Source organism: Gemmatimonas aurantiaca T-27, assembly GCF_000010305.1.
Classification (GTDB): domain Bacteria; phylum Gemmatimonadota; class Gemmatimonadetes; order Gemmatimonadales; family Gemmatimonadaceae; genus Gemmatimonas; species Gemmatimonas aurantiaca.
This window is the reverse complement of sequence record NC_012489.1, coordinates 3,823,979-3,840,134: the sequence shown is the minus strand read 5'-3', so window position 1 is coordinate 3,840,134 and position 16,156 is coordinate 3,823,979. Positions and strand designations below refer to the sequence as shown.

Sequence of the window (16,156 nt, the reverse complement as noted above, 5' to 3'; positions counted from 1 at the left end):
GAGCGAATTGCACTCAGAATGAAAACGTCGTGCCCACGAAGCCCCACCGCTCCGTACGGGCACTGCCCGGCGTTTCGCGAAGAAACGCGCCAGGTACCACCAGCGCCCCACCAAAAATCAGGCGCCAGTGTGTTGTGGCCTTCCAGGTGCCGGTCAGATCGAACTCGTCGGCCGCATGACGCTGACGCGAGTTGCCTGCCGCCCGGAAGACCGAGTTCTGTTTGGTGTAGATGCCATCGTCGAGACGCCGCCGATCGAACCGGTAGGCGGCCCCGCGAAGATTCAATGACGCGAACGGATCCCATGTCCCGATGGCGTGCAATTCTCGCACGTTCGGTCGTCCGATCACGTCGGCGTATCCCCCATGCGCGTGTGCAGCGGGATACAACACGGCAAAGGCTTCAATGCGGCCCGATGTACCGGGACGTTCTCCACTGGCTTCTTCGACGCCCACCGCAAGCGCGGGTTTGCCGGGCAGCCGCTTCCATTGCCATTGTCCTTCGCCAATCCAGAACCATCCATCAATCACCTTCGTGCCGGCGCGCCCACTCTGGTGGGCCCCTTCAAATTCGAGGGTCCGTCCATGTGGTGCATCAGCCTTGCTGCCCCACTGCCACTGCACTCTTCCACCCGACGTGATACGACGCGTGAGCGGCGCTGTCGGGGTGCTGCGAATGCGCTGCTCGTACCAATAGCCCTGCCAGGTCGCGGGAAGGCCAGGGGCCAGCGCGCGTGCTCCCGGAGCACTGCCCAGAGACAGCGTATGCAAACGTGCCGTGCTGTCCGGGCGGTTCGTGGCTGACTGGCGCACGATCATGGGTCGCGCTTCGATGGCTTCGAAGGCGAACGCGCCATGTACCAGTTGCAGACGCGCGCCCTGCGAACCACGGCGGGTGTTGGACCAATCAGGCACACCGATCAGACGTTCCCGATTGAGCGCGATCTCCTGCCGTCCGATGCGAAGGAACGACTTTCCGAAACCGGCATCCACGTAAAGGTTCTGGATGTCGTGACGATCGGCATCGGAGGGACGGGCGCCTCCCGGCAACGTACGGCCGTAGCTCTGGGCGTCCCGACCTTCAGCAAACACGCGGCCGAACCAACCTTTCGGATTGCCGGCGATCAGGTCGGCGCTGAGCAGCAGTCGCGACTGTCCGTGGTCGTCGTCCACCGGGCCCACGTTGAAGGCACGGAAGAATTCTTCGCGCCACCGGGCCTGGCCGGCCATGGTCAGCCGTACGGGATAGTGCCCGGCGACCGGCATGTTCTTGAAGGACTGGTCCCAGCGCTTCCGGCGTGCCTCAGCTTCCGCCGGACGGGCAGTGACTGCCTTGAGGAGGCTATCGGGCGCCGTGACCGTGTCGGCGGCCGTTGCTAGCGCAATGCCGACAGCGGATACGGGGATATGAGAAGCGGACTCGGTGGATCGTGATGGCACGGTTGCCGGCGCTTGGGAAGACTGTGCCAGCGCCGGCACTGCCACGACCAACAACAGAACCCACGGCCACCGGACCAGGACGCGACGAGTCGGCATGGAACGGGGCAGAAAGCAAAATCTGGACACCGGAAATGGTGTCGTCATGTTTCAGTATCGGGATCCGGGCAGAAAGGTTGAGTGCTAAGTTCTGGCTCTCCAATTGTACGCCTTCTCGGCTATCACCGGGCGGGCGCCGGTGTCACTGCAGGCAACCGTTCACGGAGGCGTCATGGTCCGCAAGGTTCTGCTCGTTGTGCTGTTGCTGGTGGTGGCGCTGCTGGGTTTTGCCACTACCAAGCCGGACAGCTTCTCGGTTGAACGCAGCATCGATATTGCGGCGCCCCCCGAACGTGTGCATGCGCAGATCAATGACTTTCACGCCTGGGAAGCGTGGTCGCCGTGGGCCAAACTCGACACGACCATGGCCGCGACCTATTCCGGTCCAGCGGCCGGTGTGGGGGCGACATACGAATGGAAGGGCAATTCCTCGGTGGGGGCGGGGCGTATGGAGATCACGTCGTCCACGCCGCCCACCTCGGTGGCCGTCAAACTGGACTTCCTCGAACCGATCGAGGGCCACAATGTCACCACATTCACGCTGGCCCCCGCCGGCAACGGCACCAATGTGCGTTGGCTGATGGAGGGCCCCGCCAACTTCATGACGAAACTCATGATGACGGTGACGAGCATGGACCGCATGATCGGTCCGGATTTCGAAAAGGGACTACGTCAACTCAAGGCCGTGGCCGAGAGCGCGCCCGCAGCGCCCCCGGCTCCCGCTGCTGCTGATTCGGCGCCGGCCGCAACCACCACGTCTCCTGTGGTCGGTCCGCCGACGCCGTAGTACGTGGTACCTCAGTACGTCAGGTTGATCTGATACACGGCCGTGGTGCCACTGATCTCGTTGCCTACGATGAGCAGTGGCTTGCCGTTCGGCGACGACTTCGCGGGAATGAAGGTCAGTCCTTCCGGACCGAGATCGCCGGTGGCTCCGGTGCGCGGATTGATGTAGGTGACGAAGCTCGGTGACGTGGGTGAGGTGATGTCATAGACCATCACACCGCCCACGCGCTCGAGTCCGATGAAAGCGAAGGTCTTGGAGCCAAACGTTCCAAGCGCCACGCCTTCCGGTTCCGGTCCCTTGTTGTCACTGCGATCATCGGCCGTATTGCCTTCGTTGCTGGCGTTGAACGCCACACTGGGCAACGCGGAGGTGCGCTGTTCGAACTGGTCACCGGAATCCCAGGTCTGCTGGCCCGTGGTGGCGTTCCAGATGGAGAAGGAGCGGCCACCCAGCACGTAGAGCGTGTCGAACTGGTTGGTGGTGGTGTTGCGGCCGAGTGTCGTGGTCACCGTGAGACGGCCGAGGCGTGACGCATCCTTGCACGGGCCACCACACACCGCGTCGGTGAAGATCGACGGGTTGAGGTCGAGCGTGGAGACGCGCGCCTCTTCCTGCAGACCCGGCGGCCAGTCGCGGGCATCTCCTTCGTTGGCAGTGACCAGGTACTGCTGTCCGCCCACCACGTACGACGCGATGGCATCAGGCTGGTACATGCCACGCACCGGCCAGGTGCGGATGTTGATGGCATTGTCGCGATCACTGGCGTCGATGCCGTTGCCGGCGCGCGAATGATCCTTGAAGCCGAGCGCACGCACCGCGGTCACGGCACCTGATGTGATGTCGACGGTGGCGATGGCATTGTTTTCCTGCAGCGTGACCCAGGCTGTGCGGCTGTCTGCCGAGACCGTGATGTACTCCGGCTCGAAATCCTTGGCCGCCGTGGCATTCGGACCGTAGATGCGAATACCGCTCGCGCGCAGCGTGGCTTCCTGGCCGTTGTACGAGGCAAAACTCGCTGTGCGCACCGTCGGTGCGGTGATGGTCGCCACATCGATGATGCTCACCGAGCCTTCCGGATCCACCGCGTAGGTGGCCGATGGTTCGCCTTCGTTGGCCACCAGCACATACCGGCCACTCGGCGAGAAGGTCACCATGTCTGGCAGTGCGCCCACGGTCACGTTCGAGACCGCCTGCAGGTCCGCGGCCCGATAGAACACCACGCGACCATTGTCGGTCTTCACGTTGGCTTCCACGGCCACGGCCACATACCCACCGAAGGTCGCCACACTGTTGGCGGCCGCGCCGAAACCCGAGACGCTGATCGAACCCACCCGGGCCGGCATCGCGGGATTGGAGAGATCGAGCACGTCCACCGAACCCAGGGCGCCGTTCACCACGAACAATCGCTTGCTGGCCGAATCGAACGCCGTGATTTCGGCAGCGCCTGCGCCGCCTCCGGTGAAGCCGCCAATGCGTTCGAGCGTGAGGCTGTTGGGCGTCGGTTCGGGCGGCGGCGTGTCGGGGCCGGTGCTGTCGCTGTCCGAGCACGCTGCGGCGATGACCAGTGGCAGCAGGGTGGTGGCGAGCAGTGCGCGCCGGAGCGAGTGCCGGGGCGTGGCGGTATCGGTGCGGGAGATCGTTACCAAAGTCATGAAAAGGGGTGAAGGGAATCGTGAAGAATCCCCGCCTCCGGTCACGCCGAAGCGAACGGTCCATCACCGTAGGATCACGGATGCGTCACGGTCCATGTGCGTTAGATTGCCCGCGGCAATTCCCTCCACGGCTCCCCTTCCGCCCCCTCCATGCTTCCGTCGTTTCGCACCGCGCCGGCGTCCCTGACCGGTGCCTTTGGTGTGCTCGGTCTTGTCGCGTCCGTCCTTGTTGCACCTCGCGCCTCCGCTCAGGCGGGTGGCACGCCCCCCACGCAGCCTCGCCTCGATGCGGCCGTGGCCGATTCGTTTGCACGGGCTGCGCGCGCCAGGCCACGGCCGAGCACCACCGCGATACGGGTGACCACGGCGCCGAATATCGATGGCCGGCTCGATGAGGCCATGTGGAAGGAAGGCACCCCCATCAGTGAGTTCGTGCAGCGCGAACTGAATGAAGGGGTGCCGGCCTCCGAGCGGACCGAGGTCCGTCTCGCCACCGACGGCAAGTACCTCTATATCGGAGCGCGCATGTACGATCGGGAGCCGCACCTGATCGTGCCGGGTGAAAAGATCCGTGACGTGCAGTTGAGCAACAGCGACCATATCGCCCTGATCTTCGACACGTATCACGATCGCCAGAACGGGTTCGTGTTCGCGACCACACCGGCGGGTGTGGAGTACGATGGTCAGGTGATCCGCGAAGGTGAGGGCGGCGGTGCCTCCGTTGCCGGACAGAATCGCATGCAGGCTGGTGCGATGGGCGGCTTCAACGTGAACTGGGATGCCAGTTGGACAGTGGCTACGTCCATCGACTCGCTGGGCTGGACGGCGGAGTTCCGCATCCCGTTCTCCACGCTGCGCTTTCAGGCGGGCAGTGAAGATCAGACGTGGGGACTCAACGTCTCGCGCAGCATTCGTCGGAAGAACGAAGAACTGTATTGGGCGTTCATCCCGCGTCAGTTCAACCTGTATCGACTGTCGCTCGCCGGAACGCTGACATCGCTCGACGTACCGTCGCGACGCATCCAGACCATCACGCCGTACATTCTGTCGTCGGTGCAGCAGCGATGGGCTGGCGATGTGAAGACCCAGAAAACTCCCACCGAGTTCGGTGGCGAGATCAAGTACGGTGTCACACCGTCACTCACGCTGGACCTCACGTACAACACCGACTTCGCGCAGGTGGAAGTCGATGACCAGCGTGTGAATCTCACGCGTTTCCCCGTGTTCTTCCCGGAAAAGCGTCCGTTTTTCCTCGAGAATGCCGGCGTGTTCTCGGCTGGTACGCCGCAGGCCGTGGACCTGTTCTTCTCGCGCCGCATCGGCATTGCCTCCGATGGGTCTCCGCAGCCCATCCTCGGTGGTGGACGTCTGTCGGGACGCGTGGGGCAGACGACTGTTGGTCTGTTGCAGATGGTCACCGAGGCACCGAACGACAGCTTGCCCGGCCAGTCGTACTCCGTGGCGCGCGCTACACGTGAGTTGTCGTCGCGTTCACGTATTGGTGTGATGGCCGTGCAGCGCATGTCCACGGACAGCAGCGTCGATGTGAATCGTACGTTCGCCGTGGACGGACGCATCGGTCTCGGTCAGGCGTGGACCAGCGACCTGTGGGCCGCACGCACGACCACGCGCGGGCGCGATGGCAACGACCGCGCGTTCAGCGGACGCATCGCCTACCAGACCAATGTGTGGAACCACAACGCGCGCTATGCGGAAGTGGGCGCGGATTTCAATCCGGAAGTGGGCTTCATGAGCCGGCCTGGTGGCTACCGCACGTACGATGCATCGGTGATGCGCCTGATCCGCAAGCCGGAGTGGTCGTGGTTCAAGCAGTGGAACCCGCACGTGAGCTACCGGAATGTGAGTGGCCTGAAGGACGGTTTCTATCAGACTGGCTACTGGCACATCGATCTCACCGAGTTCGAACTGGCCAACGGCGCACGTTTTGGTCCGGAGTACAACATCTCGCATGAAGGCCTGCAGGCGCCGTTCACCATCGCGCCGGGAGTGGTGATTCCCGTTGGTCAGTACGACTGGGGCACGTTCGGATTCGACTACAACACCGATCCCAGCGAGAACGTGTCGGCCGTGGGCCGTTTCGATGTCGGTCCGTTCTGGACGGGAACGCGCCAAGGTGGGAGTGGCACCGTGACGGTGCGCCGCGGCGCCACGTTCTCGGGATCGTTCACGATGGACTACAACGATGTGAAGCTGCCGCAGGGTGACTTCAAGAGTTCGTTGCAGGCGCTGCGTCTGAATTATTTCTTCTCGCCGCGTGTGTTCGTGCAGACACTGACGCAGTACAACAACCAGCAGGAGATCTGGTCGGCCAATGTGCGTTTCGGGTGGCTGAACACGGCCGGCACAGGTCTGTTCATCGTGCTGAACGAAGGACGCACGGCGAACGGCTTCTTCGATTGGGAGCAGCGTCAGCAGCGCTCGGTGTTCGTGAAGTTCACGCGGCAGTTCGGCACGGGCGGCTGATTGGTACGGCGGGTTGGTACGGCGCAGCTCGTGTAGGGGTTTTACCTATGGCGGCGCGCCCTCGGTCTTTGCATGTTGCTGATGCAGAGAGAGGGCGATGCCTCCACAGCGCTGCGGCAGATCGGGGATCGATCCCGATTCCTCGCGGTTCAACCGAAGGCGTAGTGCAACGACGTTGCGTGCATTGACCCGCTGCAACATTCCACCACAGAGTGGAACGCGCCGTCATTGGGCTTGCAGTTCCTGATGATCGGGTGTCGACGTGGACTCAGAGGGCAAATACGCTCTCGCGACCAAGTCGCTACGAACCTCCACGGACGACACGGAGAAGCGTCGGGCAGTATGCCCGGCGCTTCTCGCATTTCAGGCGCATATTTTCCGGATACCTGCCGTGCCAACAGTTGGCGTCGGCGTTCCCACCTTCCCGGATAGCTCGTGCCCCTCAAGGATTTTCCCGATCATCATGACGCAGAGCTCGTACTCAAGCTCTATGAGCTGCGTCGCGAAGCGGTCATGCGTGACTCGCGGGCCCAGATCATCACCAAGTTTCTGCCCACCAGCTTCGATGACGTGCTGGCAATCACGAAATCGGATCATCCGCTGAATGCCGCCTTCCGTCAGTGCTCCACGTACTGGGAGATGACCTACGCGATGGCCAAGCACGGGGTGATCCACACCGACTTCCTGCTCGAGAGCAACGGGGAAGGTTTGCTGCTCTATTCGCGCATCGAACCGTGGCTCGCTGAGTACCGGGCGCAGGTGAACGCGAACGGCTTCCGCAATGCCGAGTGGGTGGCGACCAACAGCGACATGGGGCGCGCCACGGCGGAACGCTTTCGCAAGCGGATGCAGGCCCATTTGGCTGCGGCCAAGCCGGCGTCCTGACGCAAGCTGACGCAGTGTGGGGGAGAGCATTACGGCGCCGGGCACTTACCCGGCGCCGTTGTCTTTTTACTCGCGCGGAGACGTACCGGCCACCACGGGCAATTGACGCTGCTGCCAGTCCTGATAGGAGCCGTCGTAGAAGCGGGCCGGCAATCCCAGGGCTCGCGCGGCCACATACGTCATGCTCGCGCGATAGCCCACCCAGCAGTACGTGACCACCGTATCTCCTCCACGCATGCGTTCCGTGTAGAGCTGCCGGAGCTGTGTGGAGTCGCGCAACTGGAAGTGCTTCTCGTCCGTGAATAGCTGTTCCCACTCTAGCTGTCGTGCGCCCTGCAGGTGGCCCGCCGACGGCATGCCACTGCGATTGCCACCGCCGGCGTATTCACCATCGGTGCGGGTGTCGATGAGCGCGATGCGGCCCTGCTGCTGAGCGCCACTGATCCAGTCGGCGGTGGCCACCAGATCCTGACGTACGCGCGGCGTGAAGGTGCCACGGGTCACCACCGGTGCCTCCGTTGTGGTGCGGCGATTCTGCGCCGTCCAGCGCGCGACACCGCCGTCGAGGAACGCCATCGAACCGTGGCCGAGATAGTCGAGCGACATGAGTGCGCGCGCGGCCATCGGGGATTCCTGGCTGGTGGTGATGACCACCGTGCTCGCATCGGACACACCGAGGTTTCGGAACAGCGACGCGAGGCTGTCCACGTCCGGCAACTCCGTGGTGAGCGGACCACGACGTGTCGTGAGCGCGGAGTACGGTATCACGCGCGCCCCGGGGATGCGCACGACGTCCGGCGAATTCTTGCCTTCCACCTGGATGATCACCAGACGGGGATCGCTCAAACGCTCGGCCAGCCATTCCGTGGACACGATCTTCAGCGGGGACGGCGCTGGCGATTGAGCCTGCGCGGCATGGGGCATGAAGCCGGAGGTGAGGGTCAGTGCAACGGCCGTGAGCGCGACGCGGAAGGCCGGCGCGGTCAACGAGCACAAACCGGCAAGAGGGGCACGAACGGGCATGGTCATTGGGGTCGGAAGTAGCGCTGATAGGGTGTTCGCACGAAACATGGCGTCGGCTGGTTCAGGTTGTGAGTGGCTGAAAAGCCAGTTTCCGATAGTTTTCGGCCATGCCGGAAACACCGATCGAAACGCCAATTTCTGTCGCCATTCTGATCCTGCCATCGGTCGTGCCCTTCGATCTTGGCGTGCCCATGCAGGTCTTTGGCTATCCCGGCATCGATCTCGGCGTACAGCGATACCGCGCCACGCTCTGCGCCCCGAAGCCCGGCCCGGTGCGCACGGCCAATGGATTCGATGTGCTGGTGACGCGCGGATTGGGGGCGCTGCGGCAGGCGCACACCATTGTGTTGCCGGGTGTGCACGATCTTGATCTGCCCATTCCGCGTGCGGTGAGCGTGGCGCTGCAGCGAGCCGCGGCACGAGGCGCGCGCCTGGTGTCGATCTGCTCCGGGGCGTTCATGCTGGCCGAAGCAGGGCTGCTGGATGGTCGACGCGCCACCACACACTGGATGGACGCCCCATTGCTGGCCTCGCGCTATCCGCAGGTGCGCGTTGATCCTGACGTGTTGTACGTGGACGAGGGCCAGGTGCTGACATCGGCCGGCATCGCCTGCGGCATCGATCTCTGTCTGCATGTCGTGCGCAAAGACTTCGGCGCGGCCGTGGCGGCTACCGTGGCGAGACGGCTGGTGGTGCCACCGCACCGTGATGGCTCACAGGCGCAGTTCGTGGATCGTGCCATGGTGACCGACGACACCGGCTCGCTCGATGCGACACGGCAGTGGGCGCGCACGCGATTGGGGGAAGTGTCCACCGTGGACGCCATGGCGCGGCATGCCGCATTGCCACTGCGAACCTTCACCCGCCGCTTTCGCGCCGAGGTCGGGACATCACCGCTACAGTGGTTGCTGATGGAGCGCTTGCAGCGTGCGCGTACATTGCTGGAGTCCACGGCGTTGCCGCTTTCACGAATCGCCGAGCAGTGTGGATTTGGATCCGTGATCTCCATGCGTGCACATTTCCGTACGCAGTTGCATACCAGCCCCCACGCCTACCGTCGCGCCTTTCGCGCGCAGCTTTAGGAACACATGTCCTTTTGCATTCCTCTGTCGCGCTCGCAGCGCGCTGCCATGGCCCTGGCATGGTGTGTGGCCTCATCAGCATTGCTTCTGGGGGGGCCTGTCGGTGTGTCGGCGCAGAGTGCCACGCGCGCGGTGGTCACACCGGTTCCACCGACCCCGAATTGTCCGGACTGTGCAGAATGGAATGCCCCCCACGCGCCATTCCGCATCTTTGGCAACAGCTATTACGTGGGCACGCATGGTCTGAGCGCCATCCTCGTCACATCACCCGATGGTCATGTGCTGGTGGACGGCGCCCTGCCTGAATCGGCACCACAGATCGTGGCGGGCATCGAAGCCATGGGGTTTCGTGTCGGGGACATCAAAATCATTGTGAATTCCCACGCGCATTTCGATCATGCGGGGGCGCTGGCCGAGATTCAGCGGCTGTCCGGTGCGACGGTGGCCGCGAGCCCCTCGAGTGCGCGCTGGTTGATGGCTGGGCAATCGTCGAACGATGACCCGCAGTACGGTATGAATCCCGGTTTTGCCAAGGTGCCCAGGGTGCGTGTCCTGCGTGACGGGGAGGTCGTGAAAGTGGGGACGTTGTCGCTGACCGCTCATTTCACGGGTGGTCACACGCCGGGTGGTACCAGTTGGAGCTGGCGATCCTGCGAAGGCACGCAGTGCCTGGATCTCGTGTATGCCGATAGCCAGACCCCCGTGTCGGCCGACGATTTTTTCTACACCCGGAGCACCACCTACCGCACCGGTGTTGCGGACTTCCGTCGTGGGCAGGCTCTGCTGAGCCGACTCTCCTGCGACATTCTCATCACGCCACATCCGGCGGCGTCGTCGCTATGGGAGCGACTGGCCAGCAGTGACCGTTCCGCATCACCGGCCGGCGCGCGTCCCGCGCTGGTGGACCGCGAGGCGTGCCGTCGATACGCATCCCGTGCGGCCGAGGCGCTCGAGAAGCGCATTGCGAAGGAGAAGATCGCGCCGCGCTGATCGGGGTACGGGTGATGGTGTTGATCGCGCATCACGGGTCGTGTCGCTATGGTTTAGGTTCTCGTTCACTCTCAGGAGAGTTTTCGCATGCGCATTGGTCAGACCGCTCCAGATTTTCAGGCCGACACCACGCATGGATCCATCCGGTTCCATGAATGGCTTGGTGATTCCTGGGGCATCATCTTTTCGCACCCGAAGGATTTCACGCCGGTCTGCACGACAGAGCTCGGCTATGTGGCGCGTCTCGCGCCGGAGTTCGCCAAGCGCAATGTGAAGGTGATCGGCCTGTCGGTGGATCCCACCGATCGTCACAGCGAGTGGGCCAAGGACATTCAGGAAACGCAGGGCTACATGCCCGAGTTCCCGATGATCGGTGACACGGAACTCGCCGTTTCGAAGCTGTACGACATGCTGCCCGAAGAAGCGGGAGAAAGCTGTGAAGGTCGTACGGCGGCCGACAATCAGACCGTGCGCACGGTGTACGTCATCGGCCCCGACAAGAAGATCAAGCTGATTCTGGCTTACCCGATGACCACGGGTCGCAATTTCGACGAGATCCTGCGGGTGGTCGATTCGATGCAACTCACGGCGAAGCACCGTGTCGCGACCCCGGCCAACTGGCAGCATGGCGAAGAGGTGATCATCGCCGGCTCGGTGTCGAACGATGAAGCACGCACCATCTATCCCGACGGCTGGAAGGAACCGAAGCCGTACCTGCGCATTGTGCCCCAGCCGGGCGCGTAACGACTGACGCTCAGGATCCCGCGATCGCGCTGCGCACCAGGCGCAGCAGGTCGTTGGAGGCAAATGGCTTGTCGATGCGGTGCACGTCGCGCAAATGCGCGACGCGCTCCCCGTCGATCGATGCACCGAATCCTGACGCCAGAATGATGGGCGTGTGGTGACCGGTCGCCCGCAGTCGCTCGACCAGCTCCAGGCCCGTCATCATCGGCATGGTCTGGTCGGTGAGTATCAGGTCGAACGCCGGATGGGCCGCCACACGCTCCAGCGCCTGCACCCCGTTGCTGGCCAGGGTCACGTTGAACCCGTTGCGCTCGAGGAGTCGTCGTATCACACCTGCTACGGCGTCTTCGTCGTCGACCAGCAAAACACGCTGGCGTTGGCTGGATGCACTCGCGGTGGGAGGTGTTGCGGTTGGGCGTTCGGGCTCCGCCATCCGCGATGCCGGCAGATGGATCTCCATGGTCGTGCCCCGGCCGAGCTCTGACGTCACATGGGTCAGTCCACCGTGCGACGTGACAATGCCATGCAGCACACTGAGACCCAACCCCGTGCCATGGCCCACGGGCTTGGTGGTGTAGAACGGCTCGAAGATGCGCGCGCGCACGTCTGGCGACATGCCCACACCGGAGTCCGAGACGGTCAGTGCCACCCACTCTGCACCGTCAGCCGTTGCGATGTCCGTGAGCCAACGCAACCGGATGCCCAGCGTGCCCCCATTGGTGGCGCGCATCGCGTATTCGGCATTGGAGCAGAGGTTGAGCAGTAGCTGCTGCAGTTGCGTGGTATCTCCCGTGACGGTGGCGTCGGGCGCTTCGTTGGAGATGATCACCTGCACGGTGGAGGGGATCGTCGAGCGCAACAGCGAGCGCGTTTCTTCGAGCAGCGCGGACAGGCGCACCGGTTCCTGCTGCAGTGCGGTACGCCGGCTGAAGGTCAGGATCTGCCGCACCACTTCACGTGCTCGATGGCTCGCCACCAGCAACTGCGAAATCGCCTCACCAGCCGCTGATGTCGGCACGAGATCGCTCGCCGCGAGTTCGGCGTTGGCGTGAATGACGGTCAGCAGGTTGTTGAAGTCGTGTGCCACCCCGCCGGCCAGGGTGCCCATCGATTCGAGTCGCTGCGCATCGCGCAACTGAGACTCCAGTTCGGCTCGTTCTTCCTCGAGGCGCTTGCGCTCCCGCAGGTCGCGCATCTCGAAGTGATCGAGGATGGCCTCATCGAGCGGGATACGCGTGTGCCACACTTCGACCGGGATCGCTTCTCCGTGGTCATTGATGACATCGCACTCACGTCGATGTGTGGGGCGGTCGCTGGCCAGCAGCGGCACGACCCGAGGAATGAGCGACGCGATCGGACGTCCGACCAGTGGTTGGGCGCTGGTCTGAAGCAGTTGCATGGCCGCATGATTGGCCTGCAATACGGCGCCATCGGCGATCAGCAGTTGTGGGTTGGCTCCGTCTTCGAACAGACGACGAAAGCGCTGTTCGCTGGTGGCGAGCCGTCGCTCATTGGCCTCTGCTTCTTGCGCACGTTGCCACGACTTCTGGTTGCGTCGACGATCGATCAATACCCCGGCACCCAGCAACAGCCCACCATAGGTGATCAGTGCCAGTGGAGAGCGCCACGCGGGCGGCATGACCACAAACTGCGTTTCGCTGCTGACGGCCTCCAAGCCCCGATAGTCCACGGCGCGCACACGAATCGTGTGGCGCCCTGGTGACAGCGTGGCCAGCGTGGCGCTGCCGCGGTCGGTCCATGCGGGGGTGGTGATGGGTGTTCCGTCGAGCTCAAACCGGTACAGCGTCTCTTCCTCGCGATGAAAAGTCATCGCGTAGGCATCGATCTCCACGCGTGATTCGGCCTGTTGCAGACGCGAGCCCTGGGTGATGAGCAGACCACGGCCATTGCGGAGCTGCACCAGCGAGAGCAGGGGGCGCATCTCGTGTCCGCGTCGTCCGTCGATATTGGCAAATCCGACACCGAGTGGGGTACCCAGCCAGAGGCGTCCGCGATCGTCGAGCGGACCGATGGTTGCGACGTAGGGGTGCGGCAGTCCATCGAGGTCCGTGAACGATTCCGTCACGGCCAGTGAGTCGGCAAAGGTGCGGCCCAGCGAGGCGATCGTCAGCCCGCGCGACGTGGCAATGGCAACCCGCCCTCCGGGGAGCGGGGCGAGATCTTTCACGTCCTCGCCGAGCAGCCCGGTGAGATGCTCGGTGTCGAAGAATTTCCAGGACGGTGTCCCACCGCAGCTCCGCATCAAGGCCAGGCCTTCGGAGCCACCGAGCACCAACGCACATTCGCCGGAACTCAAGCGCATCGCAACGAGATCAACCGGTGTGCCAATGGCGGGTCGATCGTCGGAGAGCACGGACCATCGTTGTCCGTCGAACCGATCGACGCGTCCGTCGGCAAGCGCTACCAGGAGCTGGCGTGTCGGACCGGTGGAATCGATGGTGGCCGCCCGTGCGCTTGCCGGAAAGCCAGGCCATCGCGTGAATGTGGAGGGAGCGGACTCGTACCAGGCGCCACGACCGGACACGATGATGAGCGCGTTGGATCCCGAGGGAGTGGGACCTTCGAGCAAATCGAAGATGAAGTCATTCTCCCCCACATCGAGGCGCAGCACCCATCGGTCGCCGACCTGTTCGTAGAAGTGCCATCCGATGGCGGTCAACAAACGGGCGGGGCTGGTGCCCGTATCGAAGTAGAGTCGCGTGCGGGAGTCGTTGCCACCACGCATCTCCTCGTTGGTGCGCACCCCGTGAAAATCGGGGAAACGGACTGCCCCGAAGTTCATGGCCCAGAACCACAACGTGTCCCCCAAACGTCGCGGGGCCGCGCCGACGATGGGATAGCCGAGGACTTCGGGCGCCGTCGCCACCCGTCCGGCGACCCCCACCGTGACGCGGAGCAGCACGCCGCTGCGAAAGGCGATGTAGATGGAGGGGTGCCCGAGTCCATGGTCCACCGCCTCGAGCGCCTGAACGCGTGAGCCGAGTGTGCGGGGGCTCAGTTCGAGCGATGTGAATTGTCGATCGTCACGGGATCGAAAGACCTGACCGCTCGTGGCTCCGATCCAGGTTTCGGTCGCGTCGTTGACGCGCACACGTAACACGCGGGCAATGGAGCCCGCCGGTCCGATGCGACGCCACCGATTGCCGGTGAGCAGGAAGGCGCCATCCTCGGTGGCGATGATCGCCGACGCGGAGTCGCCCGGTGGTGCGACGGCCAGATGCTCCACCATGCGGTTGTCGAGGCCATCGGCCGCGCCCCAGGTGGTCCACCTTCCGTTGGACCGGCGCGCGACACCTCCCCCCCGGGTACCGACCCAGAGTTCGAATTCTCCATTGACGGTACGGGAGGCGATCATGGCATCGCGTTCCACCATGCCAGCGGGCAGCGGCATGCGCGTGAAACGTCCGCTGTCCTGCGCCGTGAACACGCCACCCGCCGTGCCGACGATCAGGCGTGGCGTGCTGTCGCCGCGCGGCTCGAACACGGCCGAGTAGATGGGGGCCGCCGCCTCCGGCAGTTCGAAGCGTCCAACCCATTGGCCATCGCGCTCGATGCTGACGTAGCGATGATGGACGTAGTACCGCTCGTGCGCGGACGCATCGAGCACCATACGGACCATACCGTCCGTAATGGTGGGTGGCAGGGGCAATCGCGACCATGACCGTCCCGTGAAATGGCGCGCACGGTCGGCGGTGCCCAGCATCACGCTGCCGTCCCGCGAGCGGGTCAGCGAGTAGAGGGGCGAGTCCGGCAGACCGTCACGTCGACCAAAGGCCGTGTAGGCGAGGTCGTCGAGTTCGAGGGCCGTGACCGCCGACGAGGTGGCGGGTGTCGGGCGCCGGCCAAACTCCTGCGCTGCGAGGCGCTGCACCGCGACAACATGCGCGATGCAAAGGGCGGCGATGAGCTCCAGGGCCCGAGACGGGGTCATGGAGCAACATAGTGCTTGAAAACATGGCTGGTCGCCACGCGGACTCAATGCCTATGCGGGCCAGTTCTGGCGTGTCCAGGCGGCCAGAAATCGCGACTCGTACTAATCCCGATACCTTCAATCGTTTATTGTTGCTAGTCTATCCGATTCAGTCAAAAACCAGACGTTCCGCGGTCGCTCCGTGCGTCCCACGTCGCTTTCCAGCTCCTGTTGTGGGACCTTCCGCCGTAGCCAAACAGGCAACACGATCGAGGCACTATAAAGTCAGTGGTGTGGCAGTGTCATCACGCCACACTGACTTGCTTGTCTATGGATGGTGTGAGAGCGCGACCAGCCGGAATGTGCACACGGTTGTCAGAGAAGCGTCCATCGCCACGGACGCGGCATACGTCTGTTCCGGGCGAGCCGGATCGAGGTTGCTGGCCAGTGAAATGTCGACCACGCGAAGCGGTGGGCTGGCCTCCGTGGCGTCCAAGGTCTGGGGTTCCAGGATTTCTGCTCCGAGGCCGAGCCCGGTGGCCTTCTGGAGTGCCTCGTGACGCACCCATTGTTGTGTGAGATCGAAGGCCGGACCAGGATCGGGTGCCGTGGTGGTCGCCGGCACCATCTCCACGTCGACCCCCAGCGGTCGTTCGGCGATGCCAATCACCACGACGCCGCCGGCATGCGCGAGGTTGAAGTGCAGCGGTGGCTCCGTGATGGCATCACCGATGGTATCGGTGGCGATCCAGGGTTTGCCGCGGGCGCCCGTTCTGAAAGCCAGCCGCACCGGCTCCCGATCAAGGTGCCGTCCCAACAGCAGGCGCAGTGTCCCGTGCGCAACCAGGAAACGCTCCTGATCGGCGTGCTGGCGGAAGCGGCGCATGCGCGTCTGTTCTTCGGCGGAGATCGTCGCCTGCAGCACATCCAGAGCGACGGGCAGCCAGTCGGCGATTACCACGATGTACAGATGCGCGTGTCCGGGGGACAGCGTACGGGGAAGTGTCGCCAGCGTGTGCATCGACTGCACGATATACGCGTCGT

11 protein-coding genes are annotated in these 16,156 nt (G+C 63.8%); 6 read left to right on the top strand and 5 right to left on the bottom strand.

The annotated features are described in order from the left end of the window. Positions 1 to 13 precede the first annotated feature (13 nt). Entirely contained in the window at positions 14 to 1,534 is a 1,521-nt protein-coding gene (locus tag GAU_RS16535) for an alginate export family protein (protein WP_169307717.1), read from the bottom strand. Positions 1,535 to 1,706: 172 nt separating this feature from the next. Between GAU_RS16535 and GAU_RS16530 the strand changes: the two genes are divergently transcribed. Beyond that, positions 1,707 to 2,321 carry an SRPBCC family protein gene (locus tag GAU_RS16530; protein WP_015895048.1) on the top strand — a complete coding sequence of 205 codons (615 nt, stop codon included), beginning with the start codon at positions 1,707 to 1,709 and terminating at the stop codon, positions 2,319 to 2,321. Between the two features lie 11 nt (positions 2,322 to 2,332). Here the strand turns inward: GAU_RS16530 and GAU_RS16525 are convergent, their stop codons facing one another. Further along, positions 2,333 to 3,973, bottom strand: a complete 1,641-nt coding sequence (locus tag GAU_RS16525) for a choice-of-anchor I family protein (protein ID WP_015895047.1) — start codon at positions 3,971 to 3,973, stop codon at positions 2,333 to 2,335. A 150-nt stretch (positions 3,974 to 4,123) separates the two neighbouring features. On the opposite strand from GAU_RS16525, the gene GAU_RS16520 reads away from it, so the two are divergent. Continuing rightward, a complete protein-coding gene (locus GAU_RS16520) occupies positions 4,124 to 6,457 on the top strand; it encodes a carbohydrate binding family 9 domain-containing protein (RefSeq protein ID WP_052574510.1) in 2,334 nt (777 codons plus the stop codon). Positions 6,458 to 6,892: 435 nt separating this feature from the next. Then, entirely contained in the window at positions 6,893 to 7,342 is a 450-nt protein-coding gene (locus GAU_RS16515; RefSeq protein ID WP_015895045.1) for a DUF4760 domain-containing protein, read from the top strand. A 66-nt stretch (positions 7,343 to 7,408) separates the two neighbouring features. On the opposite strand, the gene GAU_RS16510 is transcribed toward GAU_RS16515, so the two are convergent. Continuing rightward, positions 7,409 to 8,371 carry a sulfurtransferase gene (locus GAU_RS16510; RefSeq protein WP_015895044.1) on the bottom strand — a complete coding sequence of 321 codons (963 nt, stop codon included), beginning with the start codon at positions 8,369 to 8,371 and terminating at the stop codon, positions 7,409 to 7,411. A 101-nt stretch (positions 8,372 to 8,472) separates the two neighbouring features. Between GAU_RS16510 and GAU_RS16505 the strand changes: the two genes are divergently transcribed. The 3 genes from GAU_RS16505 to GAU_RS16495 all read left to right on the top strand — a co-directional run bounded on the left by GAU_RS16505 (position 8,473) and on the right by GAU_RS16495 (position 11,181). Next, on the top strand, positions 8,473 to 9,447 hold the full coding sequence (locus GAU_RS16505; RefSeq protein WP_015895043.1) for a helix-turn-helix domain-containing protein: 975 nt from the start codon (positions 8,473 to 8,475) through the stop codon (positions 9,445 to 9,447). Between the two features lie 6 nt (positions 9,448 to 9,453). Next, positions 9,454 to 10,437, top strand: coding sequence for a subclass B3 metallo-beta-lactamase (bla, locus tag GAU_RS16500; RefSeq protein ID WP_015895042.1), 984 nt, complete (start codon positions 9,454 to 9,456; stop codon positions 10,435 to 10,437). Between the two features lie 87 nt (positions 10,438 to 10,524). Further along, positions 10,525 to 11,181: a peroxiredoxin gene (locus GAU_RS16495; RefSeq protein ID WP_015895041.1), complete on the top strand. Its 657-nt coding sequence runs from the start codon at positions 10,525 to 10,527 to the stop codon at positions 11,179 to 11,181. Positions 11,182 to 11,191: 10 nt separating this feature from the next. On the opposite strand, the gene GAU_RS21285 is transcribed toward GAU_RS16495, so the two are convergent. Beyond that, positions 11,192 to 15,133, bottom strand: coding sequence for an ATP-binding protein (locus tag GAU_RS21285; protein ID WP_015895040.1), 3,942 nt, complete (start codon positions 15,131 to 15,133; stop codon positions 11,192 to 11,194). Between the two features lie 307 nt (positions 15,134 to 15,440). Beyond that, complete coding sequence (locus tag GAU_RS21280; RefSeq protein WP_015895039.1) at positions 15,441 to 16,133, bottom strand: 4'-phosphopantetheinyl transferase family protein; 693 nt, start codon at positions 16,131 to 16,133, stop codon at positions 15,441 to 15,443. Positions 16,134 to 16,156 lie beyond the last annotated feature (23 nt).